Raw genomic sequence first — 26,237 nt, 5'->3', positions numbered from 1 at the left:
ATGCTCGACGGGTATGGCGGCGCAACCGAATTGGTATTGGACGGGCCGCAGAGATGTCTGCAAGCGTTTCTCGTGCGCGTCGAAGGCCGCGGCCACCAACGCCGCGAATCGACCCTCTGAGAGGTGCTGGACGATGATTCGCGAAAACCTGCTGTTTGACGCCGCGGGCGCGTCACTGCACGCCTGGTTCTATCCGGCGGATGGAGCTGCCGACTCGAGCCCGTGCGTGGTGATCGCGCACGGATGGACGTCGACGAAGAAGATCTATCTCGACAAGTTCCGAAGTGTTCGCCAGGGCTGGGCTGGCTGTGCTCGTACTCGACAACCATGGCTGGGGTGAATCGGGCACAGCACCCGGGAAACCGCGCCACGAGGTCGACCCGTGGGAACAGATCCGCGACTGTCAGCACGCAATCACCCCGGCTCAGAACCGAATCGAGGTGGACCCTGACCGAATCGGTGTGTGGGGAACGAGTTTCTCCGCAGGCTACGCGTTCGTTGTCGCCGCAATCGACCGGCGCGTGAAGGCGGTGTGCGGCCAGGCCCGTGGTCGGCAGAGATCCCGCGGTGCTGGTTGGCCTGCCAACCGGCTCACTATCTGCCCGATATCACTCCCACTCCCCTGCTCATGATCGTCGGCCGGGAGGACGGGCTCACCGGCGGGAATCTAGCGGCCGCTGCCTATGAAACCGCGGCCGAACGACGGCGGTCACTTTGCTGCGTATACCGGTGACGGGTTCGCGCTGGCGGCGCAGGCCGCGCGGGACTGGTTCACGACTCACCTGCATGTCACGGATTACGTTTCGGTGCATCGCAATTCGACCCCGCACACCACCATCTTCTGACGCCGGTGAGACTGCACCGGCAATCCGGCAGCGTCGCTGACTGCTTCGCACTGTTTGTATTGACCGCGAATGACGACGCGACGACTTGGAGAGCGTGTCGCAACGCGGCGGCGCCGTCGCGGTCGGAGCGCAGAGCGGCAACAATGCGGCCGTCCGGGCGCACCACGAGAGCGTCCGGTTGATTTCCCGTGCCTCCTGTGTCGAATACGCTTCGTTCGCTGTCGGTGACCACAACCGGCGACAGCGGAAGCCCTTCGGCCGCAGCCAACCACGTCCGATCATCTCCTGGCAGGAGCAGCGTCAGGTTCTCGCGGCTGAGGAGGTTCAGCGCGGCCGCGCCGCGTGTGTGATCGCGGTAGTGCTCATCCTGCCTGGCAATGGCCGCCGCGACCCGGCGTCGTACATACCGCCCGAACATGCCCGACGAGTGGGCCACCGCGGACCGTTGGTATGCCAGGCCGGTGACACCGCGGAGCACCGCCCGGACCGGGCGTCGCGGCGACCACGACGGAAGAGCGGCGACGAGTCGAGGCAGCAGCCGAGCCACTCGCACCGGCAATCCCAGCGCCGCAAAGATTTCCAGCATCCCGTCATGACTTGCCACTGCTTCGGCGGCGGCGGCGATCCCAGCCGGACGGCGTTCCAGCTCATAGGTTTCGAGCAGCGCGGGCGCGGCGCGCGCGCCGACAACCCAAGCCAGTTTCCACGCCAGGTTGTGGACGTCAGCGAGTCCGGTGTTGAGTCCCAGGCCGCTCGTGGGCGGGACGTGATGCGCTGCGTCACCGGCCAGGAAGGTGCGCCCCTTCCGATAGCAAATCGCCACCTGGGCACGCGTCGCCCGCGATTCGACCGACTTCACGTCGATGTCGATGTTGGTCTCCCCGATGGCATCCAGGATCCGGTCGCGGCAAGCGGCGGCCGAGAAGTCCTCCAACGACTCGAACGGCGGAAAGTACGGGAACTGGAACTCCAAGTCGTTGGGCGCTCTGTGGACGAGCAGCGCGCCAGGGCCGTTCACAGTATTCGTCCAGACGACCGGGCCCTGGCGATGGCGCAGGAGATCGTCGAGGTCGGCCGCGAAGTGCACGCTGATCATGTGCGGCAGCGTGGGGCCCGTCATTCCGATCTGCAGCGCGCGTCTCACACTGCTGGACGAGCCGTCCGCGGCGACGACGTAATCGGCCAGGATGATGTCATCGGAACCAGTCGCGGTGTCGGTGATGATCACCGCAACCCCGTCGACAAAGTCTGTGTGAGACAGATAATCCCACCCGGGGCGAAAGTCGATGCGCGGATTGTCACTCAGATTCAGCCACAACAAGGGTTCGAGTATGTTCAGCGGCAGCACGGCAGCGCTCGTCTGTGTGTCAAGCGCTACCCGCCCGACATCGGCGCGAGTCAACGTCGTGCAGTAGGTAATGCAGCCAAGCTCGGCCAACGGCGCACCCAGGGTTTCCACGTCTCGCGCCAACCCGATTCCGCGCCAGATCTCCATCGAATGTGCCGAAACCACCTGTGGCGCAGGGTGGCTGTGCGGCTCCTTACGTGCTTCGACGACGATGCACTTGAGGCCATGCGATGCCAGTAGCAGCGCTGCCGTGGCACCGACCGGTCCCGCCCCCACGATCAGGACATCACAGCTATCGGCGATCACTGCGCCCTCCGATTCCGTTGACTGACTTGATCTAACGCAGCAACACCGGTCAGTTAGTCCACTGCCAGGCTTGCGGCTCCTCGATCAGCACAACGCGGGTGGCATCCACTAGGTTCATCGAAAAACGGCTGGCTTAGCGCCCACCTGCGATCGCTATTTCTGTTTCGATGGGAGAAGAGGTGTCCCCGTGCGGCATGTCCGTGGCTGTGGAAAACATTGCGCCGTCGGTGATTACCGAAAGTCAGGGCGATGACGTTTGCGATGACACGGTGGTGATCGCCGACGACTACGTGCTGCTGCGTGAAGCCGTGGTTAGCTTGCTCGATGAGGCAGGCTTTCAAGTCGTCGGACAGGCTGCCGATGCCGCTGAACTGCTCGAGTTGGCCGACCTACACCACGGACGGACTCGCGGCAGCCTGTGCGATCCGCGCAAAGTACCCGTGTACCGCGATGATGGATCGCGCGGCGACTCGAAGTGGCAACAGGAACCGTCAGAATCTACATCAATTGTCTATACAGGAAGCTTGGCCTCCCGCGCTCCGATGACGACCACCGCCGGGTCCGCGTCGTGATCACCTACCTCGATGCGGGTAAGACCGTCGCGGCCTGGCCACGGCCCGAGCGGTAGGACGCCACGCACCCGATGGCTGCCAGGACGGCGAACACACCGAACAACAGCGAACTCGCCGTCGCATCGGTCGCGGCTTGCATGTTGACCACGACGCCGGCCAGTCCCGCGCCGATCGCACCGCAGATCAATTGGACGGTGTTGATGGCCGCGGCCGCCGCGGGCCCTTCGGCGGGGTCATCGACGCAACTCATCGCCCATGCCGACAGGTGCGGCCACGCGATGCCCACGCCCACGCCGGTGATCAACAGCGCAACCGCCCATACCGCGACCAGCGCGGTCGACGCGCCGTCGTATTGCGTCAACGCGGCCAGCGCAAGCCCCGTCGCCATCACCAGCGGTGCAACCGCCACGGTTCGAACGATCACCCGGTTGTCACGCAGCGATGCGCTGCTGATTTCGCCGACAGTCCACCCGACCGCGAGGCCGGCGCCGAGGAATCCGGCCGCCACCGGCGTGAGTTGCGCGAGGTGCTGACCGAACAAGGGCACATACATGTCGGCCATCGTCGCGGCCATCAAAACCCCGAGCGTCAGGTAAATCCACTTCAACGGCCCGGAACCGAAGGTGCTCGGCGGTAGCACTGCCGCGGGCAGACGCCGGTCGACGTAGACGAAAGTGACCACCAGCGCGGCGCCGAGGGCCAACAGCGCCGCCGTCGCACGCCAATCGTGCGGAATGCCTGCCACGCTGACCGCGAGCGCGGCGGCGCCGAGCAGAAGCAGCGACCACACTGGAATCGGCGTGTGCGCCCGATCCACTTCGGCGCTGTCCCGAGCGGGCAATGCGACGGGGACCAGCACCGCCATGGCCGCGGTGAGCACCACCAACATGCCGAAAGCCCAACGCCAGGAACTGAATTGGGAGAACAGACCGCCGGCCGCAGGCCCGACCAGGGTTCCGACTCCCCACATCGCGGACACCAGCGCCGACGCCTTGGTCCGCAGTGAACTCGGCAGCGCGGTGTTGATGACCGCGTAGCCGAGTCCGGCCAACAGGCCGCCCGCCGCGCCCTGGACCGCGCGGCCCGCGAGCAGAATCTCCATGGTGGGCGCCACCGCACAGGCGAGGCTGCCCACGCCGAACACGCTGAGCCCCAACAGGTATGCCCACCGTGGACCGAGCCGCAGCAGTAGTGAATGCACGGTGGTGGCGGCCACCACCGAGGCGACCAGATACACCGTCGTCACCCACGCGTAGTAACGCTGGCCGCCGATGTCGGCGACCGCACTGGGCATCAGGCTGATGGTGAGGAACTCGTTCGTCGCGTACAACGCCACCCCACCGGCCAGCACGGTGGACGCACCGAGGTTCCTCGGGCCGAGCAGTTCACGCCAGCTGCCTGCAGCGATCGTCGGGGTGTCACTCACCCGACTCACGTTAGGAGCTCAACCGCTGTTGAGGTCAACTTATTTGAGACCCGCGGCGTCCATACCGCGCAGTTCCTTCTTCAAGTCGGCGATCTCATCCCGGAAGCGGGCGGCCAACTCGAATTGCAGGTCCCGCGCGGCCGCCATCATCTGCTCGGTCAGGTCCTTGATCAGATCGGCCAGCTCGGCCCGCGGCATGTTCGAGGTGTCGCGGCCCTCGACGATGCCCGCACTGACCGCCCGACCGGGCTCCCCCTGCGCGCGACGGCCGCGAGAGGCGTTGCGGCCGGAGCCGCCCACTTCGACGTCGTCGGCCTCGCGGTACACCTGGTCGAGAATGTCGGCGATCTTCTTGCGCAACGGCTTCGGATCGATGCCGTGCTCCTCGTTGTACGCGATCTGCTTGGCGCGGCGGCGCTCCGTCTCGTCGATGGCCTCGCGCATCGACTCGGTGATGTTGTCGGCGTACATGTGCACCTCGCCCGATACGTTGCGGGCGGCGCGACCGATGGTCTGAATCAGGCTGCGGGTCGACCGCAGGAACCCTTCCTTGTCGGCGTCGAGGATCGCCACCAGCGACACCTCGGGCAGGTCGAGACCTTCGCGCAGCAGGTTGATGCCGACCAGCACGTCGTAGTCACCGAGTCGCAGCTGACGCAGCAATTCGACGCGGCGCAACGTGTCCACTTCCGAATGCAGATACCGCACCCGGATGCCCATCTCGAGCAGGTAGTCGGTCAGGTCTTCGGCCATCTTCTTGGTCAGCGTGGTGACCAGCACCCGCTCGTCGGCTTCGGCGCGCTTGCGGATCTCGCCGATCAGGTCGTCGATCTGGCCCTTGGTCGGTTTGACGACCACCTTCGGGTCGACGAGGCCGGTCGGGCGGATCACCTGTTCGACGAACTCGCCCCCGGCCTGGCTGAGTTCGTACGGCCCTGGCGTGGCCGACAAGTAGACCGTCTGCCCGATGCGGTCGGCGAACTCCTCCCACGTCAGCGGGCGGTTGTCGATGGCCGACGGCAGCCGGAAACCGAAGTCCACCAAATTCCGCTTACGGGAGATGTCGCCTTCGTACATGCCGCCGATCTGCGGCACGGTCACGTGTGACTCGTCGATGACGAGCAGGAAATCCTCGGGGAAGTAGTCCAGCAGGGTGGCCGGCGCCGAACCCGCCGGCCTGCCGTCGATGTGGCGCGAGTAGTTCTCGATGCCCGAGCAGAACCCGACCTGGCGCATCATCTCGATGTCGTAGTTGGTGCGCATCCGTAGCCGCTGCGCCTCGAGCAGCTTGCCCTGACCTTCGAGTTCGGCCAACCGCTCTTCGAGTTCGGCCTCGATGGTCGAGATCGCCTGCGCCATCCGCTCGGGACCCGCCACGTAGTGGGTGGCCGGGAAAATCCGCAGCGAGTCGACCTTGCGGACGATGTCGCCGGTCAGCGGGTGCAGGTAGTACAGCGCCTCGACCTCGTCACCGAAGAACTCGATGCGGACCGCGAGCTCTTCGTAGGACGGGATGATCTCGACGGTGTCACCCCGGACGCGGAACGAACCGCGGGTGAACGCCATGTCGTTGCGGGTGTACTGGACGTCGACGAGCAGGCGGAGCAATGCGTCGCGGGGCACCTCCTGCCCGACCTGCAGTTCGACCGACCGGTCGAGGTACGACTGCGGCGTGCCGAGGCCGTAGATGCAGGACACCGATGCGACCACCACCACGTCGCGACGGGACAGCAGGCTCGACGTCGCCGAGTGCCGCAGCCGCTCGACGTCGTCATTGATCGAGCTGTCCTTTTCGATGTACGTGTCGGTCTGCGCGATGTACGCCTCGGGCTGGTAATAGTCGTAGTAGGACACGAAGTACTCGACAGCGTTGTGCGGCAACATCTCTCGCAGTTCGTTCGCGAGCTGCGCGGCCAGCGTCTTGTTGGGCGCCATCACCAGGGTGGGCCGCTGCAGCCGCTCGATCAGCCATGCCGTGGTGGCCGACTTGCCGGTACCGGTGGCACCCAGGAGCACCACGTCGCGCTCCCCCGCCTTGATCCGGCGCTCCAGGTCGTCGATGGCCGCCGGCTGATCACCCGCGGGTGCGTACTGGCTGACCACCTCGAAGCGACCGCCGGTCCGCACGATCTCGTCGACGGCGCGATACTCCGAGTGCGCAAGCACGGGATGTTCGGTAGCGAAAGCCATGTTCACAGGGTAGAACCAGGCACCGACATAGGTTGTTCCCGCCGATCAGGCGCCCACGAACCGCGGTTGACGTCGCTCGATGAAGGCCTGCACACCCTCCGCACCGTCGGCGGTCCCCAACAGCGCGACGACATCTTCGGTGAAGCGGTCTTCGGCCGCCCGCTCACCCTCCCGATTCGCCCGCTGCGCGGCGGCCAGCGTGGCGCCTACCGCCAGCGGTGCCGACCGCGACGCGATCCGTTTGGCCAGTTCAACCGCACGGTCGACCTGGTCGCCGGGCGCGACGACCTCCTGCACCAGGCCGATGCGCATGGCCTCGACGGCGTCGAACTCGTCGCCGGTCAGCAACCAGCGCATTGCATTGCCCCAGCCGGCGTCGCGGGGCAGTCGGGTGGTGGCCCCACCAAAGGGATAGATACCGCGCTGAACCTCGAGTTGGGCGAAGCGGGCGTCGGTGGCCGCGATGCGGATGTCGGCCGCCAGCAGCAGTTCGATGCCGAGGGTCATGCACCAGCCGTGGGTGGCGGCCACCACCGGCTTCGTCCACGGCCTGCCGTCGTTGCGCCACGGATTGCGCGCATCGTCGGGAAAGGTCAGTGACCCGTTCATCAGCCGGGGCGCCACGTCGGCCAGATCGAGGCCCGCGGTGAAGTTGTCCCCTTCGGCGTACAGCACCCCCGCGCGGAGACCGTCGTCGCGCTCGAGGCGTTCGTAGGCGCGGCCGAGCTCCTCCAACATCTCGACGTTGAATGCGTTTCGCTTTGCCGGCCGGTTCAGCCCCATGTGCAGAACGTGGTCGCGGGATTCGACTATGACAGTTGGCATAGTGCTGACGATAGACTATGATGGTCGTCATAGCCAGCGACAGCCGAACCCGGATGATTGAGAGTGCCGCTTTGCTGTTCCGAGAGAACGGCTACAGCGGCACGGGTTTTCGTGACGTCATCGAGCACAGCGGCGCGCCGCGCGGTTCGATCTATCACCACTTCCCCGGCGGCAAGGAACAGTTGGCGGCTGACACGGTGGAGTGGGCATCCGGCGTCATCGAGCGCCGGATCGCCCGTGCGGCCGAGGAGGGTGACCCCGTCGTCACGCTCGGCATCTTCGTGGACACCTGGCGAGAGGTGCTCGAGGACAGCAACTTTCGGGCCGGATGCCCGGTTGTTGCTGTCGCCGCCGAGGCCGACGCGGGGACGACGGCGACGGCAGCCGCTGCCGCGGCGTTCGCGCGTTGGCAGGATTTGATCGCGCATGCGCTGCTCGGCGCGGGCGTCGGCCGCACCGACGCCCGCCGGTTAGCCACGCTCGTCGTCGCGGGCATCGAAGGCGCCATCCTGATGTGCCGTGCCCGCCGCGACATCCGGCCGTTGCGCGACGTGCATCGCGCGCTGGAGGCGACTTTGCGCACCGCGATCTCCTGGCACGACCGATGACTCCGCAGCGGCCTATGCTGACCCTATTCACGCACCCAAGCACGAGACATTCGATCTAGCCGCCCGCACCAACACCGATCCGAAGGGCATCGTGCGGGCAGTCGACGTCTACACCGTCGAACCGTGGGGTCTGTACATGGCGCGGCCGACGCCCGGCCGCGCCCAGTTCCACTACATGGAGTCATGGCTGCTGCCGTCGCTGAACCTGCGCGCGACGGTGTTCCACTTCAACCCCGGCTACGAGCTCGACCAGGACTACTACCTCGACGTCGGCCGCTACACGGCGGGTCCCAACGCCTGGCACGCCGAGGACCACTACCTCGACCTCATCGTCCGCACCGGCATCGGTGTGGAACTGTCTGACGTGGACGAACTGCTGACCGCCGTCCGCCACGGTCTGCTGACGCCCGAGACCGGCGAACAGGCCGTCCAGACCGCGGTGTCCGCCATCGACGGCTTGTCCCGGCACGACTACGACTTGAACCGCTGGCTGGCCGACAGCGGGATGTCGCTCACCTGGCGCCCGGCATAGCCCCCCACCGTGGCGGGTATGCCGGGGAGATGGTTCCGGACTGGCAGTCCCCTACTCTTGCGACCCTCACCGACGAGCGGTTCTCCGACCCCGATTGGATCTTCGAGCGCAAGCTGGACGGAGTGCGCGGACTTGCTTTCCGGGACCACGGCCGGATACGGCTGCTATCGCGAAACCGCTTGTCGCTGAACAACACCTATCCGGAGATCGTCGAAGCACTGGCAGCGCAGGCGCCGACTCAGTTCGTCATGGATGGCGAGATCGTCGCGTTCGAGGGACGACGGACGAGCTTCGCGCGACTGCAGGGCCGCTCGGGGATCACGGACCCCACCCTGGCCAAGGCGTCGGGCATTCCTGTCTTCTACTACGCGTTCGACCTGCTGAACCTGAATGGTGAAGACATCACTGATCGGCCGCTGTTGGAGCGTAAACGTCTGCTACGCAACAGCTTCCACTTTCAAGATCCCCTGCGCTTCACCACCCACCGAGTCAAGGACGGTGAAGCGGCGTATCGCGCTGCTTGCGAACGCGGCGACGAAGGCGTGATAGCCAAGTTGGCCGAATCGGCCTACGAGGGCGGTCGCTCGCGCCACTGGTTGAAGTTCAAGTGCAGCCGCGATCAGGAGTTCGTGGTCGTCGGGTACACCGCCCCGAAGGGTGCCCGGGTGGGGCTGGGAGCGCTGCTGCTCGGCTACTACGACGGCCGGGAGCTGGTCTATGCGGGCAAGGTCGGCACCGGGTTCGACGACGCGACACTGCGGACCCTGCACGAACAGTTGGTGCGCATCGAACAACCGACGTCACCGGTCACCAAAGGGTTGGTGCGCGAGCCGAGCGTGCACTGGGTACGACCGCAACTGGTGGCCCAGGTGGCGTTCAGCGAATGGACCCGTGACGGCAAGCTGCGGCACCCCCGGTATCTCGGGCTGCGCACGGACAAGAGCCCCGACGAGGTGGTGAGGGAGACGCACTGATGGCTTCGAGACCGAGGGTCGTCGAGATCACGCATCCGGATCGCGTGGTGTTCCCCGACGACGGCATCACCAAGGGCGACGTGGTCGGTTACTACGCCGAAATCGCCGACGTGATGGTGCCGCATCTGAAGGACAGGCCACTCACGTTGTGGCGATACCCCCGCGGCATCGGTCAACGCGGCTTTGTGCAGCAGGACTTCTCCGACACGCTGCCCGAGTGGATGGGCTCGGCTGAGGTCACGAAGGAGGGCGGCACAGTCGTGCACCCAGTCGTCGATCGCCGCGACGCCTTGATGTGGCTGGCCAATCAGAACTGCCTCGTCGTGCATTCGTGGCTGTCGCGGCGCGACCGGCTCGATGAGCCCGATCAGGTCATCTTCGATCTGGATCCTTCAACTGAGGACTTCGCGCCGGTGCGCGCCGCCGCCCAAGCCTGTGGTGACGTGCTGCGCGATCTCGGCCTTGCGCCGTATCTGAAGGCCACCGGATCGCGGGGACTGCATATCGTCGCGCCGCTGACCCGCGGACCGGACTTCGACACGGTCAGACAGTTCGCCCGCGACGTCGCCGAGATCGTCGCAGCGGACGATCCCGCGCACCGGACTGTCGAGCAGCGCAAGGACAAGCGCGGCGACCGGATCTACGTCGACGTGATGCGCAATGCGTACGCACAGACCGCCGCAGCCCCGTACACGGTGCGGGCACGCCGCGGTGCTCCGGTCGCCACTCCGCTGGAGTGGGACGAACTGCAGAAGCGCGGACTGCGGCCTGACGGCTTTGGCCTGGGCGATGTGTTGAAACGTGTTGCAGCGCAGGGAGACCCGTGGGCGGACATTCGCAAACACGCCCGCTCCTTGACCCGTCCGGCCGAACGTCTTATCAAGCTCCGTGCCTGAGTTGCCCCATGTAGAGGGGTTCCGTCGCGCGCTGGCCGATGAGCTGCCGGGCCGGCGGATACGGGCGGTCGACGTGCGCGACGCCGGCGTGCTGCACCCTGGGGTAACGCTCGTCCGCTCGTGCGCGATGATCTTGTGATGGCACATAACCGCAGGTCCGCACGTCGGGATCACGCTGTTCGGCCGTGGTCGACCGGTATCGACGTCGCTGTTCGGCAGCCGACGACGGTAAGGTCGGCTGTCATGAGTTCCACCATGCGCGGATGGCGGGTGCTCGCGGCCGCCGCGATCGTCGGCGCCTGCACGCAGTTGGCTCCGGCAACCGCAGTCGCCGATCCGGATCCTGGACCTCAGACCGATGCGCCGCCCGCCCCCGTCGAGCAGGTGCAACCTGCACCCGGCGACGGGTTGAAGCACAACATCACCTACCGGGCCCGCGCCACCGGGACGTCGCGGGGCGCGGTGGTCGCGTACAAGATGGACGACCACAACGTCAACAGCGAGACGCCGACGCTACTGCCCGGGCAGACGTTCGAGGTGAACACCGTGCTCGACGACCCCAAGCAGGCGGGCATGGAGGTGTCGATCCAGTGGCCCTACGGGTCGAATCTGCACTGTGAAATCCTGGCCGACGACCAGATCATCGCGCAGGCCGATCAGTTCATCGCACCGCGGTTGTTCCATCCCAAAGACGATCCGCTGTACGGCGTGCTGCAGTGTGGCGCGCCACTCGACATTCCGGTAGCGGGCGAACAGGCGACACCGCAACCGGCGGCTCCGCCTGCCGAGGCTCCCCCGCCGGCTGCCGCCTAGGGCCGCCACCCGGTCGCGTCGGCCCATTGCAGGGCGCGGCCGTACACGTCGGCGAACCACGGTTCCTTCGCCTCGGCGTAGTCGGGGGCGGTCAACGCGCGGCGCTTGGCGGCCAGATAGTCGGTCTGCACACCGGGGTTGGCAGCCAGCCAGTCCCGGAACAGCAGCGCAAACCGTTGTCCGGGCCAGCCGTCGACCCTGATGTGAATGTTGGCCGGCCTTCCGGGATCAGCGGCGCAGTGAATCCGCTTGCGCCACAGCGCGTCGTCCTCGGTATGCGGGGTGTCGGCCGTGATGTGCTCGATGCGCGGAAAGCCGACCTTCGCCAGCGGGTCGTTGATCTCGTCGGCGACATCGAGCGACGCGACCGTGATCTGCATGTCGATCACGTCCTTGGCGTCCATCCCGGGTACCGCAGTGGACCCGATGTGGTCTATCCGTAACGCCTTTGCGCCACAAGCCATTTCGAGGCGCTTGCTGATCCGTCGGGCGTCCTCGGGCCATTTCGAGTCATACGGCCCCAGTTGGTAAACCCGCGGCGCGCACTGGCGGGTGCGGATGTTGTGCGCCAAGGGCAGCACACGGTGGTACCAGAGGTCACGGGCTTTCTCCACCAGTTCGCCCGCGGAACCCGAATTATCCAGCAGCACATCGGCTATCGCGCGCCGCTGGTCCTCGGGTGCCTGTGCTTTGATGCGTGCGCGGGCGTCAGCCTCGTCCATTCCGCGCTTGATCAGCCGCTCGACCCGGGTTTCCTCGTCGGCAGTGACCACCACGACGAGCGGAAACAACGGCGCCAGACCGGTTTCCACCAGCAGCGGGATGTCCTCCACGACCACCGCGTCCTCGTGCACGGCGTCGAGGATCTCTTCGCGCCGTCGGGCGACCAGCGGATGCACGATGCCGTTCAGCTTCGCGCGCTTCTCGTCGTCGACGAACGCCCTTGCCGCCAGTGCGGGCCGGTTGAGCGCACCGTCGGGCAGCAGGATGTCCGCACCGAACGCGTCGACCAGTGCAGCCAGCCCCTCGGTACCGGGTTCGACGACCTCGCGCGCGATGACGTCGCCGTCGACGATGATGCCGCCGCATTCCGCGAATGCGGCGGCCACCGTCGATTTACCGGCGCCGATACCGCCGGTCAGGCCGATGCGAAGCATCCAGCAGGCCAGTTAGGCGCTGCCGGCCAGCTTCTCCCGCAGCGCCGCCAGCTGGGCGTCGCTGGCCAGCGACCCACCGGCTGCCGGCTCGTCGCCGCGCGAAGCGCCGTTCGCGGACGATGGCCGCGCCGCCTCTTCGGCCTCGGCAGCGGCGAACTTCTCCATCTGCGCGGTGTGCATCTTGTGCCTGCGCTCGGCTTCGGCGTAGCGGGACTCCCACTCCTCACGCTGCTTCTCGAAGCCCTCGAGCCATTCGTTGGTCTCGGGGTCGAAGCCCTCGGGGAAGATGTAGTTGCCCTGCTCGTCGTAGCTGTCGGCCATGCCGTACTTCGACGGGTCAAACTCCTCGGTGTAGTCCTCGTTGGCTTGCTTGAGGCTCAGCGAGATGCGGCGACGCTCCAGGTCGATATCGATGACCTTGACCATCGCGTCGTCGCCGACCTGGACCACCTGGTCCGGGACCTCGACGTGGCGCTCGGACAGCTCCGAGATGTGCACCAGACCCTCGATGCCCTCCTCGACGCGGACGAACGCGCCGAACGGCACCAGCTTGGTGACCTTGCCGGGCACGATCTGGCCGATCGCGTGGGTACGGGCGAAGTGACGCCACGGGTCTTCCTGAGTTGCCTTGAGCGACAACGAAACCCGCTCGCGGTCCATGTCGACGTCGAGCACCTCGACGGTGACCTCGTCGCCCACCTGGACGACCTCGGACGGGTGGTCGATGTGCTTCCAGGACAGCTCGGAGACGTGCACCAGGCCGTCGACACCACCGAGATCGACGAACGCGCCGAAGTTGACGATCGAGGACACGACACCCTTGCGGATGGCGCCCTTCTGCAGCTGGTTGAGGAACTCGCTGCGCACCTCGGACTGGGTCTGCTCCAGCCAGGCACGGCGCGACAGCACCACGTTGTTGCGGTTCTTGTCCAGCTCGATGATCTTGGCCTCGATCTCCTTGCCGATGTACGGCTGCAGATCGCGGACGCGCCGCATCTCGACCAGCGACGCGGGCAGGAAGCCGCGCAGGCCGATGTCGAGGATCAGGCCGCCCTTGACGACCTCGATGACGGTGCCCTTGACGGCCTCGTCCTTCTCCTTGAGCTCTTCGATGGTGCCCCAGGCCCGCTCGTACTGAGCGCGCTTCTTGGACAGGATCAGGCGGCCTTCCTTGTCCTCCTTGGTGAGGACCAGAGCTTCGACCTCATCGCCGACGGAGACGACCTCGTTGGGGTCGACGTCGTGCTTGATGGAGAGCTCACGGGAAGGGATGACGCCTTCGGTCTTGTAACCGATGTCGAGTAGGACCTCGTCACGGTCAACCTTGACGATGGTTCCCTCGACGATGTCGCCATCGTTGAAGTATTTGATGGTTTTGTCGATGGCGGCGAGAAAGTCCTCGCTCGAGCCAATGTCGTTGACGGCTACTTGTGGCGAGGTGACGGAGGGACTTGGCATGTGGTGGGTTGCTCCGGACAGGTTTGATCGTAGGGACATGGGACTTTTGTTGTTTGTGCACCCGCAGCAGAGATCGCAAAACCACAGACGAGTACCTGTCGAGGTTACTCGACTGTGTACATGCTGGACAAACCCGGTCTCCAGAGCGGGCCAGCCATGATCAATGCGCGGCTACGCTGCTCAGGTGTCCTACACAGGCGCACCGCCCCCACCGCACACGTTTCCTCCCCCATTTCAGCGCAAGATGCGCAAGGTCGGCGCGCCGCTGTTCGTGATCATCCTGCTCGGCACTGTCGCCGGGCTCATCGTGATCGGCCTGACCGCGGTCAACCCGGTCGGCACCGCCATCGGATTCACGCTGTCCAGCATCACGATGACCGTCGTCGTGCTGGCCTATATCTGGCTTGACCGGTGGGAACCCGAGCCGCCGCGGCTGCTTGTCTTCGCGTTTCTGTGGGGCGCATCCGTCGCGGTGGTGCTGGCGTCGGTCGTGCAGATCGTCGCCGAGGCGGCGATCAACCCGGGCGATCCCGAGCACATCAGCCCGTTTTCCGTGGTCCTCGGGGCGCCGCTGACTGAGGAGGCCGCCAAGGGGTTGTTCCTACTGCTCATGATGACCGGCAGGCGCCGCAACGAGTTGAATTCGCTGACCGACTGTCTGGTCTACGCCGGGCTGGTCGGCGCGGGTTTCGCGTGGCTGGAGGACATCCTCTACATCTCGGGCGGCGCCTCGGTCGGCGATTCGCTGCTCACCGCGGCGATACGGCTGATCATGGGCCCGTTCGCGCATTCGCTGTTCACCACGATGTTCGGCATCGGTGTCTACTTCGCGCTGCAACGGCGCAACACCCTGGCCAGGATCGGCTGGATTGCGCTCGGTTACCTCGCGGCGGTGTTCATGCACGGGCTGTGGAACGGGTCGTCGCTGATCGGCGCGGGCGCCTATTTCGGGGTCTACCTGTTCTGGATGATGCCGATCTTCGTGCTGGTGATCGTGCTGGGCGTGCAGAGCAGACGCCGCGAACAGCGGGTCACCGCGGCCAAGCTGCCCGGAATGGTGGCGGCCGGTGTGGTGAGCCCGAACGAGGCCACCTGGCTCGGCTCGCTGAAAGCCCGCAAGGCTGCGGTCGCCGAGGCGGCCCGACTGGGCGGCAGGGCCGCGGGTAAGGCGGCGAAGCGTTTCGCCCACCAGGTCGTGGAACTGGCCTTCGTGCGGGACCGGATCGATCGCGGCTTCGGCGACCAGCGGGTGTTCGAATTGCAGAACGAGGAGGCCTACCGCCTGTACGCGGCCAGGGCGGCGGCGCCGGTCCTGCAGGCGCTGGCCGGGTACGTCAACCGCTGAGAATTAGCGCTGACGTCAGTTACGCTCGGTACGTGGGGGACACGCGGTACGCACCCTGCGGTGAGCTCAGTCTGGCGTATCAGATTTTCGGCGACGGGCCGCTCCAGCTCGTGTTCGTCGGGCCACTGGTCGGCCACATCGAACTGTTCTGGCTGCTGCCCGAATACAAGTCGTTCTTCGAGCAGCTGGGCACGTTCTGTCGAATCGCGGTGTTCGACAAGGCCGGGCTGGGGTTGTCCGACCCGATTCCGAGGGTCCGGACGCTCGACGAGCGGGCCGACGAGATCGAAGCCGTCATGGACGCCGTCGGCTTCGAATCGGCCGTCGTCTTTGGGATGAGCGAGGGCGGCACCGCATCAGTGGTGTTCGCGGCCAAACGACCCGAGCGGACCCGAGCGCTGGTCGTCTACGGCTCGTATCCGTTCATGGCCACCGAATGGGAGGATCTGCACCGCGACCCGGTCGAGGTGCACCGGCGGCTGATTGCCGCGGCGGGCGAAGACCTGAACAAGGAGTACATCCCGACGGTTGCGCAGATCGCGCGCGTCCAAGAGTTCGGACGCGCAGCGACCTCGAGCTGGGGCGACGGGCGAACCGCTGGCACTGCATTCCCGTCGATCAAGTCGATGCGTCAACTGGCGATGTTCGAGCGGATGAGCGCGAGCCCCGGCATGGTCCGAGCGGCGCTCGAATCCCTGCTCCGCATTGATATTCGGCCCATTCTGCCTGCGGTGACCGCCCCGACGCTGATCATTCACGCCACCCACGACCCGGGGGTGCCGGTGCAGTGCGGCCGCTACCTTGCTGATCACATCCCCGGCGCCCGACTGCTGGAGGTCGAGGGCATCGACCACGCGCCCTGGTTCACCGAGCCGGACCGGATCCTGTCGGAACTCGAGGAGTTCCTGACCGGCACCCATGCCGCACCGGCGCAGGCGCACCGCGCCCTGCGCACCGTGCTGTTCACCGACATGGTCGCGTCGACCGAACATGCCGTCGCGCGCGGCGACGGACGCTGGCGAGCGGTCCTGCAGCGCTTCGACGACATCGCCGCTGAGCTGGCCGAACGCTTCGGCGGCACGGTGGTGAAGAGTACCGGCGACGGTCACCTCACCACGTTCGATGGTCCGACTCATGCGATCCGCTGCGCCGAGGCGGTGCGGGCCGAGGCCGAGGCGCTCGGCATCGAGATCCGCGCGGGCATCCACACCGGCGAATGTGAACTGTTCGAGGGCGACATCGGCGGAATCGCGGTACACATTGCCGCTCGGATATTGGGCAATGCTGGGGCCAGCGAGATCCTGGTTTCCCGCACGGTTCGCGACCTGGTCGTCGGGTCGGGGACCAGTTTCCGGGATCGCGGCACCGTCGAATTGCGGGGCGTCCCTGGCGCATGGCAGTTGTTGGCCGTTGATCGCAACGACGGCGGGCGGGAGTCTCCTGAGGCGGAACTGGCGTCACGGCCGACTCCCGGCGCACAGGCGACGATGCGCCGGTCGGACCGGGCCGTTGCGGCGGTAGCCCGACATACCCCGTGGCTGCTACGCAGCCTCGCGCACTTGGCGCTGGCCACCGGTCGCCAGGACACGTCGCTCAGTGCGCCGCCGCATCCCAGCTTCGCCCGAACCCCACGCTGACCTCGAGCGGCACGTCTGGCCGCGTCCGCGTTCCGACGCAGAGGCTCCGTCAGTCGCTATCGTTTAACTGCGCGAACGACGGAGGTGAGGGTGGCGAGCATCAGAGACGTGGCCGCTGCTGCCGGCGTGTCCGCGACCACCGTCTCCCACGCACTGAACAACCGTGGACGGATCGCCGAGGAAACCCGCGTCCGGGTTCTCCAGGCCGCGGCCCAATTGGGTTATCAGGCAAACGTTCACGCGCAACAGTTGGTGACGCGCCGAAGCCGGATCATCGCCATCCAGTTGCCGGCGCTGGAGGGTTCACGAGGCCCCGCGCTGCCGGACTCGGCCTACTTCCTCGACGTCATCAACGGCGCCGCAGCGGCGGCCGACAGCGCCGGTTACGCGTTGGTGGTCACCCCCTCCGGCGGGAAAGCCAGCATCTTCGGCGGATTCGCGATCGACGGTGCGATCATCGTCGATCCACAGGGCGACGAACCGATCTTCACCGCGGGCGTTCCGGTCGTCACGGTCGGAATCGCCGTGTGCGAAACGCATGACGTGTTGGCGGTCGACAACGATCACGCGACAGCGGCCCGGTTCGCGTTGGACCACTTCGAGCAGAACGGTCGGATGCGACCGGCCATGGTCGCCGACGACACCCACCGGTCCTACGTCAACGACGTGCTGTCCGGTTACCGGGAGTGGGTGCGGGACAAGGGAATACGAGACGTCACCTTGACTCTCGCATCCCTCGATCAAGACGCTGTCGATCGCGTCTTAGCCGACCTTCGCGAGGCGCGGGTGGACGCCGTCTACACGAGCTCCGACGACCTCGCGCTCGCGCTCCTCGACGCGGCATCGCGGGTCGGAGTGCGCGTTCCCGACGAGTTGGCCATCGCGTCGGCCGTCGATGCCAGATCGCTCACCTTGACGTCGCCGCAGATCTCGGCCACCAACCTGTTCCCGTTCCGCACCGGGGGTACGGCCGCGCAGCTGCTGATCGACCGCGTGGAACACGGTTCGACCGTCGACGACACCCGGGTCATTGCCACGCAGTTCGTCGCGCGAGCATCCTCAGCCGCCCCCGACCCGGCCACCACATCTGCGTGAATTGCTTGACACCCCGAATTCGTTGTGACTACTGTCACTGCGAGCCGTCAGCCAAAACCATTTGGCTGAGGTCAACGCTTCACTCATAGCCAACAAAATCACCCAAATCCGACGCCAGAGCAGCACATTTTTCCGCCTGCCAAAACGTTTTAGCACGGAGGCCCTCGATGCATCACCACCGCGATCACCGCGAGAAAGCAAACCTGGCCGCGATCCGGGCGCTCATCGCATCAGACCCTGTGCTGATCGCGGTGGAGAGCGCCGACCGGGCCATGGGACTGCCGAAGTCGACCGTGCTCACCTCGGGTCCCGCCATGCCGTTCGGCTCCTACACCGGCGGGCAGCGGGCGGCGATCATCGGTGGTGCGCTCTATGAGGGACTGGCGGCCGATGAGGCCGAGGCGGTCGCCGCCTTCGAACGCGGAGACATCCAGGTGCGGGGTTGTCAGGAATTCGGCTGCGTCGGCTCGCTCGCAGGTGTCACCACCGCATCCATGCCCGTCGTCGTCGTGGCCGACGACCGCAGCGGCGACCGCGCGTACTGCACCCTCTACGAAGGCGACAGCGCCGACCGCCTCAACTACGGCAGCTACACCGAGGCCACCCGGAGCAATCTGGAGGACCTGCGCCTGCGCATCGCTCCCGCGCTGAATGCGCTGATCAATTCTCAGACGGAAGCGCTGCGGCTGAAGCCGATCATGTCCAGGGCCGTGACCATGGGCGACGAGTTGCACAGCCGCAACGCCGCGGCCACGCTGCTGCTGCTCAGGCGGCTGCTGGTCGGCGCCAAACAACTTGGTGCGGAATTGGAGGCCGTGCTCGACTCGCTGTGCGACGACTACTTCTTCCTGCGGCTGTCGATGGCCGCCAGCAAGGTGATGGCCAACGCGATGCGCGGCTTCGACGGCTCCTCCGTGGTCACCGCCATGGCCTTCTCCTGCGCCGAGTTCGGGATCCAGACCTCGGGCACCGGCGACAGGTGGTTTACCGGTCCCCTGCCGACGTTCGACGACTACCTGCTCGAATCCGGGTGCGACGCCGGCGACATCGAGTTCATGGGCGGTGAAAGCACCATCACCGAGGTGGTCGGGCTCGGCGGCCTCGCGCAGGCAGCCGGCTTGCCCCTGCATCGCTCGAGCGGCCGCGACGCGTCGACGATGATCGCGCGGACGACTGCGATGTACGAGATCACCGTCACCGAGAGCCCGGACTTTCTGATTCCAGTCCTGAACTATCGCGGCACGCCGCTCGGGCTGGACGTGGCGAAGATCGCGGCCAAAGCCGACCTCACCCCGTTCCTCGATATCGGGATCGCAGGTCGCTCAGGACGACAGATCGGAGGTGGCGTCGCCAAAGCACCCCTTGTGCCCTTCAGCAAGGCATGGGACGCGCTGCACCCCATGTGACCCGAGTCGCTGCACCGGACTGCGCCTCCAGCGATCCGTCGGCCGAAGCAGTGCTTTCGGTAGCAGACGGTGACGCGGGATCGATGTGCGAGAGTCGATCCCACTTCGGATACATCGGTTTCACCGAAGGACTCAACAGTATGGAAAACGTGATACAGCACAACAAGATCGAAAGCCCTCCCACGAGGGTCGATGCCGTCGGCAAGGTCGAGAGCTACGGCATCGAGTACATCCCCGACGAGGACAGGCACTCCCGCCCGAGGAATCTGCTGTGGATTCTGTTCGGCGGAAGCATGACGTTCGGGATCATCGTCATCGGCTGGATACCCGTATCGCTGGGGCTGGGCTGGTGGGCGTCCGCCAGCGCCATCGTGGTGGGCTCGGCGATCGGTGCGACCCTGATGGCACCGATGGGGCTACTCGGCCTCCGCAGCGGCAGTAACAATCCTGTCGCCAGCGGCGCCCATTTCGGGGCGCTCGGCCGGATGATCGGCTCAGCCCTCGGTATCACCGCCGACATCGTGTTCGCCGCGTTGTGCATCTGGGCGGCAGGAGAAGTGCTGGCGCGCAGCGTAGTTCGCATCTTCTCGGTGGAGAGCCAGACGATGACGGTCGTCCTGCTGATCCTCGCTTACACCCTGGTGGCGGTTGTCATGACGGTCATCGCCGTGATGGGCCACGCCAACATGGTGTCGTTCACGAAGTGGATGGTGCCCACCGCGGGCAGCATGATGCTGCTCTACGTCTTCGTCGCCGCCCCGAACTTCGACCCCGGTTATGCCGGTGGAGATTACGTACTGGGCAGCTTCTGGCCGACGTGGATCCTCGGCATGCTCGCGTGCGCCGGAACGGTCAACTCCTACGGTCCGTACGCGGGCGACTGGACCCGCCACATCTCCACGAAGAAGTACCCGCCCAAGCACTCCGTCGTGGCGGCATGGTTCGGTGGATTCTTCGGCATGGGAGGCGCTTTCATGTTCGGCGCGTACACCGCCGTGACGTTCAAGGAACCGCTGAACGCCTATGCGACGGAGTTCGCCAACAACGTGCCGTTCTGGTTTCTGTTCTTCGCGTTGTATCTGGCGTTCGTTCCCGGCACCGCCCAGGCGGTCATCAACATCTACAACATGGGACTCGACTTCTCGTCTGTCGTGCCACGGCTGAGTCGGGTGCGAGCCACCATCTACCTGTCGATCGTGTCGACCCTGCTGGTATTCGTCGGGGCGTTCTATCAACAGCTTTCGGCGATTGTGAGCTCCTACCTCGCGATACTCATCGTGCTCGGCGCGCCGTGGAGCATCATCAACCTGATCGGCTACTTCAACAATCGTGGCTTCTACGACCCGGATTCTCTCCAGGTGTACAACCGCGGCCAGATGGGCGGTCGCTACTGGTCCTCCGTCGGCCTCAACCACCGAGCGGTGATCGCTTGGCTGGCAGCCGTTGTCGTCGGGATGTTGTTCGTCAACACCGGGTGGTACGTCGGCCCGGGAGCCGAACTGTTCGACGGTGCCGACATGGGCTTCGTCGTGAGCACTCTTGTCGGCGCGGCCGTCTACATCGCCTTGCTGAAGTGGAATCCGGAGCCGGCATATGTCTTCGGCCCGAAAGGTGCACGCATCGCCAGCGCCCCGCCGGAACGGTACGGCGACTTCATGCCGATCCAGCCGATGGACCTTTCGAAGGTCCGGTTCCGCTTCGGCTGACCCCACCGCATCACCAACAAGTACGTTTCACAACCGAAACAGAAAGAGACACAACAAGAATGGATACGCTCCGCGCGGTCGACCCCGCGCACGCACAGAAGACCCGCGAGTTGGCCGACGCCGGGGTCCGGTATGTCACGGCCTCGTGGATCGACATCCTCGGCCGGTCACGAGGCAAGAGTCATCCCGTCGAACGCTATTCGGAGCTGCTCGCCGGCTTCGCCCGCTACACGCCGCGCGGCATCAACGGCATCGGCCAGATGGACCCCGTCGAGGAAGAGGTCACCGCGCTCCCGGATCCCGACACGTTGACGATCCTGCCGTGGGACAAGCGGTTCGCATGGATGGCCTCCGATATGTGGTCGGACAAGGGCGAGCCGTTCGCATTGTGCCCGCGGTCGATCCTGAAGCGGCAGATCCGGCGCGCCGCTGATCAGGGTTACCGGTGCACGCTGGGCATCGAGCCCGAGTTCTACCTGTACCGGCCGGAGAATCTCACCTCGACCGGATTCGGTGATCTGACCGCATCCGGTGCCGTCGAGCCGAGCCCGGCCTACGACGTCGAGACGACCTATGACGTGTCGGTCTTCCTCGACGAAGTGGTGTCGACGATGAAGGAGATCGGTCTCGAAGCCTTCGCGATGGGCGCCGAAGGCGGAGTGAACCAGTTCGAGATCGACTTCTACTACCGCGACCTCCTCCAGATGGCCGACCGGCTCACGTTGTTCCGGCTGATGATGCACCAGGTGGCCAAGAAGCACGGACTGGCCGTCACCTTCATGCCAAAACCTTTTGCCAACTTGTGGGGTTCCGGTGCTCACTTCAACCTCGGCCTTTGCACGCTGGGCGACGAGGAGGAAAGCGTCCTGCGGATCGGCGGATCCAGCGTTGGCGGCGAGGACGAGTGGTCGAAGGAGTCGAAGTACTTCGTCGGCGGGCTGCTCAAGCATGCCCGCGCACTGACCGCGATCACGAACCCTCTTGTCAACTCCTACAAGCGGTTGACGCCGAGGCTGGTCGACGGGTCGGTGTCGTGGGCGCCAATCAAGATCGCCTATGGGCCCAACAACCGGTCATGTATGGTCCGCATCCCCGAGAACCGTCCGGCGATCGAGGTGCGTAACCCCGATGCGTCGGCGAACGTATACCTCGCGGGTGCGTTCCTGCTCGCGGCCGGCCTGGATGGGATAGAGAACGAGATCGACCCTGGCCCGGAGATGATCGAACTCGCATCGGACCGCGACGAGATCCAGCGGCTCCCGCGGACTCTGCTCGAAGCGATCGAGGCCTTCGAAGAGGACGAGCTGAGCTACGAGGTCTTCGGTGACGAGTTCATCAAGGAGTACGTCGCGACAAAGCACACCGAATGGGAGCAGGACCACCTGCCGGTGAGCGAGGCCGAGAGGACCCAGCACCTTCCGTACTACTAGGACCCAGCGGTGGCTGCGATCACAGCGGAATTGCTGAACGATCTGGTCGACCAGGTGCGGCCCTGGCTCGGCTCCGGCGCGGTATCGAACTACCTGCCGGAGCTGAGCCGGGCTCGCAGCGACGAACTCGCCGTCGCGGTCGACCTCGGTGACGACGGCGTCATCACCGCGGGCGACAGCGAGGCCACCTTCACGCTGCAGAGCGTGGTCAAGGTGTTCACCCTGCTGTTGGCGCTGCACCACCACGGCAAGGATTACGTGTTCGACCGGGTCGGCTGCGATCAGGCTCTCGGCTCGTACAACTCGCTCGAGTCGTTCATCAGAGGCTCCGGCGTCCCGGTCAACCCATTCGTCAACGCGGGCGCGCTCGTCATCGTCGACATGCTGCCCGGAAGCAGTCCGGACGCCCGCGTGGCGCACGTGCTGAACTTCATTCGCGCGCTGTCGAACAATCCGGACATCGGTATCGATCTCGACACGGCGCGATCCGAACTCATGATGGCGGATCAGAACCGGGCGCTGGCCTACTACCTGCGCGGCCACCATTTCGTCGCAACGGAGGTCGAGGACCTGTTGTGGGCGTACTGCCAGATGTGCGCGATCCGGATCGACGTCGTGGATCTGGCGGCCGCGGGCCGAATGCTCTCCGAGCGCACGCACATTCGGGTGATGGACGAAGTGCTCGATGCGTCGTACCTACGGCTGGCACGCCGGCTGATGCTGTCGACAGGCATGTACGAAGCGTCCGGGCAGTACGCCTGCGACGTCGGCATCCCGGCGAAATGCGGGGTGTCCGGGGCGATGATGGGCGTGGTGCGCCACCAGAAAGGCATCGGGATCTACGGTCCGGCCCTCGACGGATCCGGGAACAGCATCGGCGGCGTTCGGTTGATGCAGTTGCTGTCTAAGGTGCTCGACGTCGAGTGAGCGGACGGCGTCGCTCAGTGCGCCGCCGCATCCCAGCTTCGTCCGAACCCCACGCTGACCTCGAGCGGCACGTCCAGCGGATACGCGTTGCCCATCTGCTCGCGCACCAGCTTCTCGAGGTCGTCGTGCTCGCCCTCGGCGACCTCGAACAGCAGTTCGTCATGCACCTGCAGCAGCATGCGCGACTTGAGGCCGGAGTCCTTGAGCGCCTTGTCGACGTTGATCATCGCGACCTTGATGATGTCGGCGGCGCTGCCCTGAATGGGCGCGTTGAGCGCCGCGCGTTCGGCGGCCTCGCGGACGTTGCGGTTGCTGCTGTCCAGCTCGGGCAGGTAACGCCGCCTGCCGAACACCGTCGACGTGTAGCCGTCCTTGCGTGCCTGGTCGACGACGTCACGCAGATAGTCGCGCACCCCACCGAACCGGTCGAAGTACTGCTCCATCTGCACCTTGGCCTCTTCGGTGGAGATCTTCAGTTGGGCGGCAAGGCCATACGCGCTCAATCCGTAGGCCAGGCCGTACGACATCGCCTTGACGCGGCGCCGCAATTCGGCGGTGACCTCGTCGATGGGCACCGAGAAGGCCCGCGATGCGACGAACGAGTGCAGGTCCTCACCGGTGTTGAACGCCTCGATCAGGCCGGCGTCCTTCGACAGGTGCGCCATGATCCGCATCTCGATCTGGCTGTAGTCGGCCGTCATCAACTCGTGGTAGCCCTTGCCGACCACGAACGCGTCCCGGATGCGGCGGCCCGCCTCGGTGCGGATCGGGATGTTCTGCAGGTTCGGTTCGGTGGACGACAACCGTCCGGTGGCCGCGATGGTCTGGTTGAACGTGGTATGAATTCGCCCGTCTCCGGCCACGGCTGCGATCAGCCCGTCGACGGTGACCTTGAGCCTGGTGGCGTCGCGGTGGGCCAGCAGGTGCTGCAGGAACGGGTGGCCGGTCTTGTCGAACAGTGACTGCAGCGCGTCGGCGTCGGTGGTGTAACCGGTCTTGGTGCGCTTGGTCTTCGGCATCTCCAGCTCGTCGAACAGCACCACCTGCAGCTGCTTCGGCGACCCGAGGTTGATCTGCTTGCCGATCACGGCATACGCCGCCTCCGCCGCGTCACGGATCAGGTCCGCGAACTCGCTCTGCAGCTCACCCAGCTGCTTGAGGTCGACGGCGATGCCCGCTGATTCCATCTCGGCGAGCGCCCGCTGGACCGGCAACTCCATGTCGCCGAGCAGCGACGAGCACTCCATCCGCGCCAGTTCCTCGTCGAGCGCATCGGCCAGATCCATCACGGCGCTGGCACGCAGGATGACGGTTTGTACGGCCTGATCGTCTACGCCGTCACTGTCGTCGAGCAGCGAAAGCTGTTGTTGCTCAGGGTTATCCGCGCGCAGCTCGCGTTTCAGATAGCGAAGCGACAGATCGTCGAGCGCGAAGCTGCGCTGTCCGGGGCGGACCAGATAGGCGGCCAGTGCAGTGTCGGAGGTGACGCCGGCCAGCTTCCACCCGCGTCCCTCGAGATCGTGCATCGCCAGCTTGGCTTCGTGCAGCGCCTTCGGCTGGTTTGGGTCGGCCAGCCACTTCGCCAGCGCGGCCTCGTCGTCGGGGTGCAGGGTGGCGGTGTCGAGGTAGCGACCGTCGCCGTCCGCGGCGACGATGGCAAGGGCGGTGGCGTCGGCGTCGAAGGCCAGGTGCGTGCCGACGACGGCCATGCCGGACCGCTTGCCCGTGGTGTGCTCGGCGAGCCAGCCCGCAAGTTCGCCGGGCTCCAGCATTCCGCCCTTGACGTCGAAGCCCTGGTCGACCTCCGGATCGGCCGAGGCCAGCGTGTCGAACAGCCGGTCGCGCAGCACCCGGAACTCCAGGTCGTCGAACAGGCGATGGATCTGGTCGCGATTCCAGGGCTGCATCCGCAGCGTGTCCGGTGTCTGCGCCAGCGGCACGTCCTTGACCAGATCGGTGAGCTCACGGTTGAGCACGACGCTGGACAGATGCGCCCGAAGCGCGTCGCCGACCTTGCCCTTGACCGTGTCGACCTGGTCGACGAGCGCCTGCAGGGAACCGTACTCGGCGATCCACTTGGTGGCGGTCTTCTCCCCCACGCCCGGGATGCCGGGCAGGTTGTCGCTGGGGTCTCCGCGCAGGGCAGCGAAGTCCGGATACTGCTGCGGGGTCAACCCGTATTTCTCGAGCACCGCCTCCGGGGTGAACCTGGTCAGCTCGCTGACGCCCTTGCGCGGGTACAGCACCGTGACGTCGTCGCTGACCAGTTGTAGCGAGTCCCGGTCGCCGGTGACGACCAGCACCCGGTAGCCCTCGTCCTGAGCCTGGGTGGCGAGCGTGGCGATGATGTCGTCGGCCTCGAACCCGGGCTCCGCGAGCACGGTGATGCCGAGGGCGACCAGCACCTCCTTGGTGATGTCGATCTGGCCGCGGAACTCGTCGGGCGTGGACGCGCGGCCCGCCTTGTACTCCGGGTACTTCTCGACGCGGAAGGTCTGGCGCGAGACGTCGAACGCGGCGGCGATGTGCGAAGGCTGCTCGTCACGCAGCAGGTTGATCAGCATCGCGGTGAAGCCGTACACCGCGTTGGTGGTCAACCCGCCCTGGGTCTTGAAGTTCTCCGCGGGCAGCGCGTAGAAGGCCCGGTACGCCAGCGAATTGCCGTCCAGCAGCATCAATGTCGGCTTCTGGTCGGCGCTGCCGGACGCCGTCTTCTTGTCGGTGGCGGTACTGGCTGGGCT

At 65.8% G+C, this 26,237-nt stretch carries 21 protein-coding genes; 14 read left to right on the top strand and 7 right to left on the bottom strand.

Annotated features, from left to right (window positions below):
* Positions 1-133: 133 nt before the first annotated feature.
* Entirely contained in the window at positions 134-340 is a 207-nt protein-coding gene (locus C1A30_RS36110) for a hypothetical protein (protein ID WP_235010022.1), read from the top strand.
* Between the two features lie 449 nt (positions 341-789).
* Here the strand turns inward: C1A30_RS36110 and C1A30_RS20830 are convergent, their stop codons facing one another.
* Positions 790-2,499 carry an FAD-dependent monooxygenase gene (locus C1A30_RS20830; RefSeq protein ID WP_101949994.1) on the bottom strand — a complete coding sequence of 570 codons (1,710 nt, stop codon included), beginning with the start codon at positions 2,497-2,499 and terminating at the stop codon, positions 790-792.
* Positions 2,500-2,693: 194 nt separating this feature from the next.
* Between C1A30_RS20830 and C1A30_RS20825 the strand changes: the two genes are divergently transcribed.
* Complete coding sequence (locus C1A30_RS20825) at positions 2,694-3,071, top strand: hypothetical protein (RefSeq protein WP_369974142.1); 378 nt, start codon at positions 2,694-2,696, stop codon at positions 3,069-3,071.
* A gap of 4 nt (positions 3,072-3,075) precedes the next feature.
* Here C1A30_RS20825 and C1A30_RS20820 read toward each other — a convergent pair whose 3' ends face one another.
* The 3 genes from C1A30_RS20820 to C1A30_RS20810 are packed head-to-tail and all read right to left on the bottom strand — an operon-like array spanning position 3,076 to position 7,512.
* Positions 3,076-4,497 (bottom strand): MFS transporter, encoded by a 1,422-nt coding sequence (locus C1A30_RS20820; protein ID WP_101949993.1) that lies wholly within the window; start codon positions 4,495-4,497, stop codon positions 3,076-3,078.
* A gap of 39 nt (positions 4,498-4,536) precedes the next feature.
* Positions 4,537-6,687, bottom strand: a complete 2,151-nt coding sequence (gene uvrB, locus C1A30_RS20815) for an excinuclease ABC subunit UvrB (RefSeq protein ID WP_101950366.1) — start codon at positions 6,685-6,687, stop codon at positions 4,537-4,539.
* A gap of 45 nt (positions 6,688-6,732) precedes the next feature.
* Complete coding sequence (locus C1A30_RS20810) at positions 6,733-7,512, bottom strand: crotonase/enoyl-CoA hydratase family protein (RefSeq protein ID WP_101949992.1); 780 nt, start codon at positions 7,510-7,512, stop codon at positions 6,733-6,735.
* A 53-nt stretch (positions 7,513-7,565) separates the two neighbouring features.
* Between C1A30_RS20810 and C1A30_RS20805 the strand changes: the two genes are divergently transcribed.
* From C1A30_RS20805 to C1A30_RS20780, 5 genes are all read left to right on the top strand, one after another.
* Positions 7,566-8,120 (top strand): TetR/AcrR family transcriptional regulator, encoded by a 555-nt coding sequence (locus C1A30_RS20805; RefSeq protein WP_101950365.1) that lies wholly within the window; start codon positions 7,566-7,568, stop codon positions 8,118-8,120.
* A gap of 25 nt (positions 8,121-8,145) precedes the next feature.
* Positions 8,146-8,652, top strand: a complete 507-nt coding sequence (locus tag C1A30_RS20800; protein ID WP_101950364.1) for a DUF402 domain-containing protein — start codon at positions 8,146-8,148, stop codon at positions 8,650-8,652.
* Positions 8,653-8,681: 29 nt separating this feature from the next.
* Positions 8,682-9,626 carry a non-homologous end-joining DNA ligase gene (ligD, locus tag C1A30_RS20795; RefSeq protein ID WP_101949991.1) on the top strand — a complete coding sequence of 315 codons (945 nt, stop codon included), beginning with the start codon at positions 8,682-8,684 and terminating at the stop codon, positions 9,624-9,626.
* Entirely contained in the window at positions 9,626-10,522 is an 897-nt protein-coding gene (gene ligD / locus C1A30_RS20790; protein ID WP_101949990.1) for a non-homologous end-joining DNA ligase, read from the top strand. Before ligD (C1A30_RS20795) ends, ligD (C1A30_RS20790) begins: the two co-directional genes overlap by 1 nt.
* Positions 10,523-10,765: 243 nt before the next feature.
* Complete coding sequence (locus tag C1A30_RS20780; RefSeq protein WP_101949989.1) at positions 10,766-11,335, top strand: hypothetical protein; 570 nt, start codon at positions 10,766-10,768, stop codon at positions 11,333-11,335.
* Here C1A30_RS20780 and coaE read toward each other — a convergent pair.
* Together coaE and rpsA are read right to left on the bottom strand one after the other, a co-directional pair.
* Complete coding sequence (coaE, locus tag C1A30_RS20775) at positions 11,332-12,492, bottom strand: dephospho-CoA kinase (RefSeq protein ID WP_101949988.1); 1,161 nt, start codon at positions 12,490-12,492, stop codon at positions 11,332-11,334. The genes C1A30_RS20780 and coaE overlap by 4 nt on opposite strands.
* Positions 12,493-12,504: 12 nt before the next feature.
* Positions 12,505-13,950, bottom strand: coding sequence for a 30S ribosomal protein S1 (gene rpsA, locus C1A30_RS20770; RefSeq protein ID WP_101949987.1), 1,446 nt, complete (start codon positions 13,948-13,950; stop codon positions 12,505-12,507).
* A gap of 163 nt (positions 13,951-14,113) precedes the next feature.
* On the opposite strand from rpsA, the gene C1A30_RS20765 reads away from it, so the two are divergent.
* The 7 genes from C1A30_RS20765 to glsA all read left to right on the top strand — a co-directional run bounded on the left by C1A30_RS20765 (position 14,114) and on the right by glsA (position 23,496).
* Positions 14,114-15,295 (top strand): PrsW family intramembrane metalloprotease, encoded by a 1,182-nt coding sequence (locus tag C1A30_RS20765; protein WP_101949986.1) that lies wholly within the window; start codon positions 14,114-14,116, stop codon positions 15,293-15,295.
* 32 nt (positions 15,296-15,327) lie between these two features.
* Positions 15,328-16,932, top strand: coding sequence for an adenylate/guanylate cyclase domain-containing protein (locus tag C1A30_RS20760; RefSeq protein WP_101949985.1), 1,605 nt, complete (start codon positions 15,328-15,330; stop codon positions 16,930-16,932).
* Positions 16,933-17,022: 90 nt separating this feature from the next.
* The gene (locus C1A30_RS20755; protein ID WP_101949984.1) at positions 17,023-18,027 is read left to right on the top strand and encodes a LacI family DNA-binding transcriptional regulator; all 1,005 of its coding nucleotides are present in this window, start codon (positions 17,023-17,025) and stop codon (positions 18,025-18,027) included.
* A gap of 167 nt (positions 18,028-18,194) precedes the next feature.
* Positions 18,195-19,433 carry a DUF1116 domain-containing protein gene (locus C1A30_RS20750; protein WP_101949983.1) on the top strand — a complete coding sequence of 413 codons (1,239 nt, stop codon included), beginning with the start codon at positions 18,195-18,197 and terminating at the stop codon, positions 19,431-19,433.
* A 140-nt stretch (positions 19,434-19,573) separates the two neighbouring features.
* Positions 19,574-21,139 carry a cytosine permease gene (locus tag C1A30_RS20745; RefSeq protein ID WP_101950363.1) on the top strand — a complete coding sequence of 522 codons (1,566 nt, stop codon included), beginning with the start codon at positions 19,574-19,576 and terminating at the stop codon, positions 21,137-21,139.
* Positions 21,140-21,198: 59 nt separating this feature from the next.
* Positions 21,199-22,569 carry a glutamine synthetase family protein gene (locus tag C1A30_RS20740; RefSeq protein ID WP_101949982.1) on the top strand — a complete coding sequence of 457 codons (1,371 nt, stop codon included), beginning with the start codon at positions 21,199-21,201 and terminating at the stop codon, positions 22,567-22,569.
* 9 nt (positions 22,570-22,578) lie between these two features.
* Positions 22,579-23,496, top strand: coding sequence for a glutaminase A (gene glsA, locus C1A30_RS20735; RefSeq protein WP_235010020.1), 918 nt, complete (start codon positions 22,579-22,581; stop codon positions 23,494-23,496).
* Positions 23,497-23,510: 14 nt separating this feature from the next.
* On the opposite strand, the gene polA is transcribed toward glsA, so the two are convergent.
* Positions 23,511-26,171 carry a DNA polymerase I gene (gene polA / locus C1A30_RS20730; protein ID WP_200828384.1) on the bottom strand — a complete coding sequence of 887 codons (2,661 nt, stop codon included), beginning with the start codon at positions 26,169-26,171 and terminating at the stop codon, positions 23,511-23,513.
* Between the last annotated feature and the right edge of the window lie 66 nt (positions 26,172-26,237).

It is taken from the genome of Mycobacterium sp. 3519A (assembly GCF_900240945.1).
Taxonomy (GTDB): Bacteria; Actinomycetota; Actinomycetes; order Mycobacteriales; family Mycobacteriaceae; genus Mycobacterium.
This window is presented reverse-complemented; position numbering and strand designations above follow the sequence as displayed.

What these genes read in the sequence shown, in the direction of transcription:
- C1A30_RS36110 (WP_235010022.1), top strand. Translation starts at nt 134, where the DNA reads ATGATTCGCGAAAACCTGCTGTTTGACGCCGCGGGCGCGTCACTGCAC.
- C1A30_RS20825 (WP_369974142.1), top strand. Translation starts at nt 2,694, where the DNA reads ATGTCCGTGGCTGTGGAAAACATTGCGCCGTCGGTGATTACCGAAAGT.
- uvrB (WP_101950366.1), bottom strand. Translation starts at nt 6,687, where the DNA reads ATGGCTTTCGCTACCGAACATCCCGTGCTTGCGCACTCGGAGTATCGC.
- C1A30_RS20810 (WP_101949992.1), bottom strand. Translation starts at nt 7,512, where the DNA reads ATGCCAACTGTCATAGTCGAATCCCGCGACCACGTTCTGCACATGGGG.
- C1A30_RS20805 (WP_101950365.1), top strand. Translation starts at nt 7,566, where the DNA reads ATGATTGAGAGTGCCGCTTTGCTGTTCCGAGAGAACGGCTACAGCGGC.
- ligD (WP_101949991.1), top strand. Translation starts at nt 8,682, where the DNA reads ATGGTTCCGGACTGGCAGTCCCCTACTCTTGCGACCCTCACCGACGAG.
- ligD (WP_101949990.1), top strand. Translation starts at nt 9,626, where the DNA reads ATGGCTTCGAGACCGAGGGTCGTCGAGATCACGCATCCGGATCGCGTG.
- C1A30_RS20780 (WP_101949989.1), top strand. Translation starts at nt 10,766, where the DNA reads ATGAGTTCCACCATGCGCGGATGGCGGGTGCTCGCGGCCGCCGCGATC.
- coaE (WP_101949988.1), bottom strand. Translation starts at nt 12,492, where the DNA reads ATGCTTCGCATCGGCCTGACCGGCGGTATCGGCGCCGGTAAATCGACG.
- rpsA (WP_101949987.1), bottom strand. Translation starts at nt 13,950, where the DNA reads ATGCCAAGTCCCTCCGTCACCTCGCCACAAGTAGCCGTCAACGACATT.
- C1A30_RS20765 (WP_101949986.1), top strand. Translation starts at nt 14,114, where the DNA reads ATGCGCGGCTACGCTGCTCAGGTGTCCTACACAGGCGCACCGCCCCCA.
- C1A30_RS20750 (WP_101949983.1), top strand. Translation starts at nt 18,195, where the DNA reads ATGCATCACCACCGCGATCACCGCGAGAAAGCAAACCTGGCCGCGATC.
- C1A30_RS20745 (WP_101950363.1), top strand. Translation starts at nt 19,574, where the DNA reads ATGGAAAACGTGATACAGCACAACAAGATCGAAAGCCCTCCCACGAGG.
- C1A30_RS20740 (WP_101949982.1), top strand. Translation starts at nt 21,199, where the DNA reads ATGGATACGCTCCGCGCGGTCGACCCCGCGCACGCACAGAAGACCCGC.
- polA (WP_200828384.1), bottom strand. Translation starts at nt 26,171, where the DNA reads ATGCTGCTGGACGGCAATTCGCTGGCGTACCGGGCCTTCTACGCGCTG.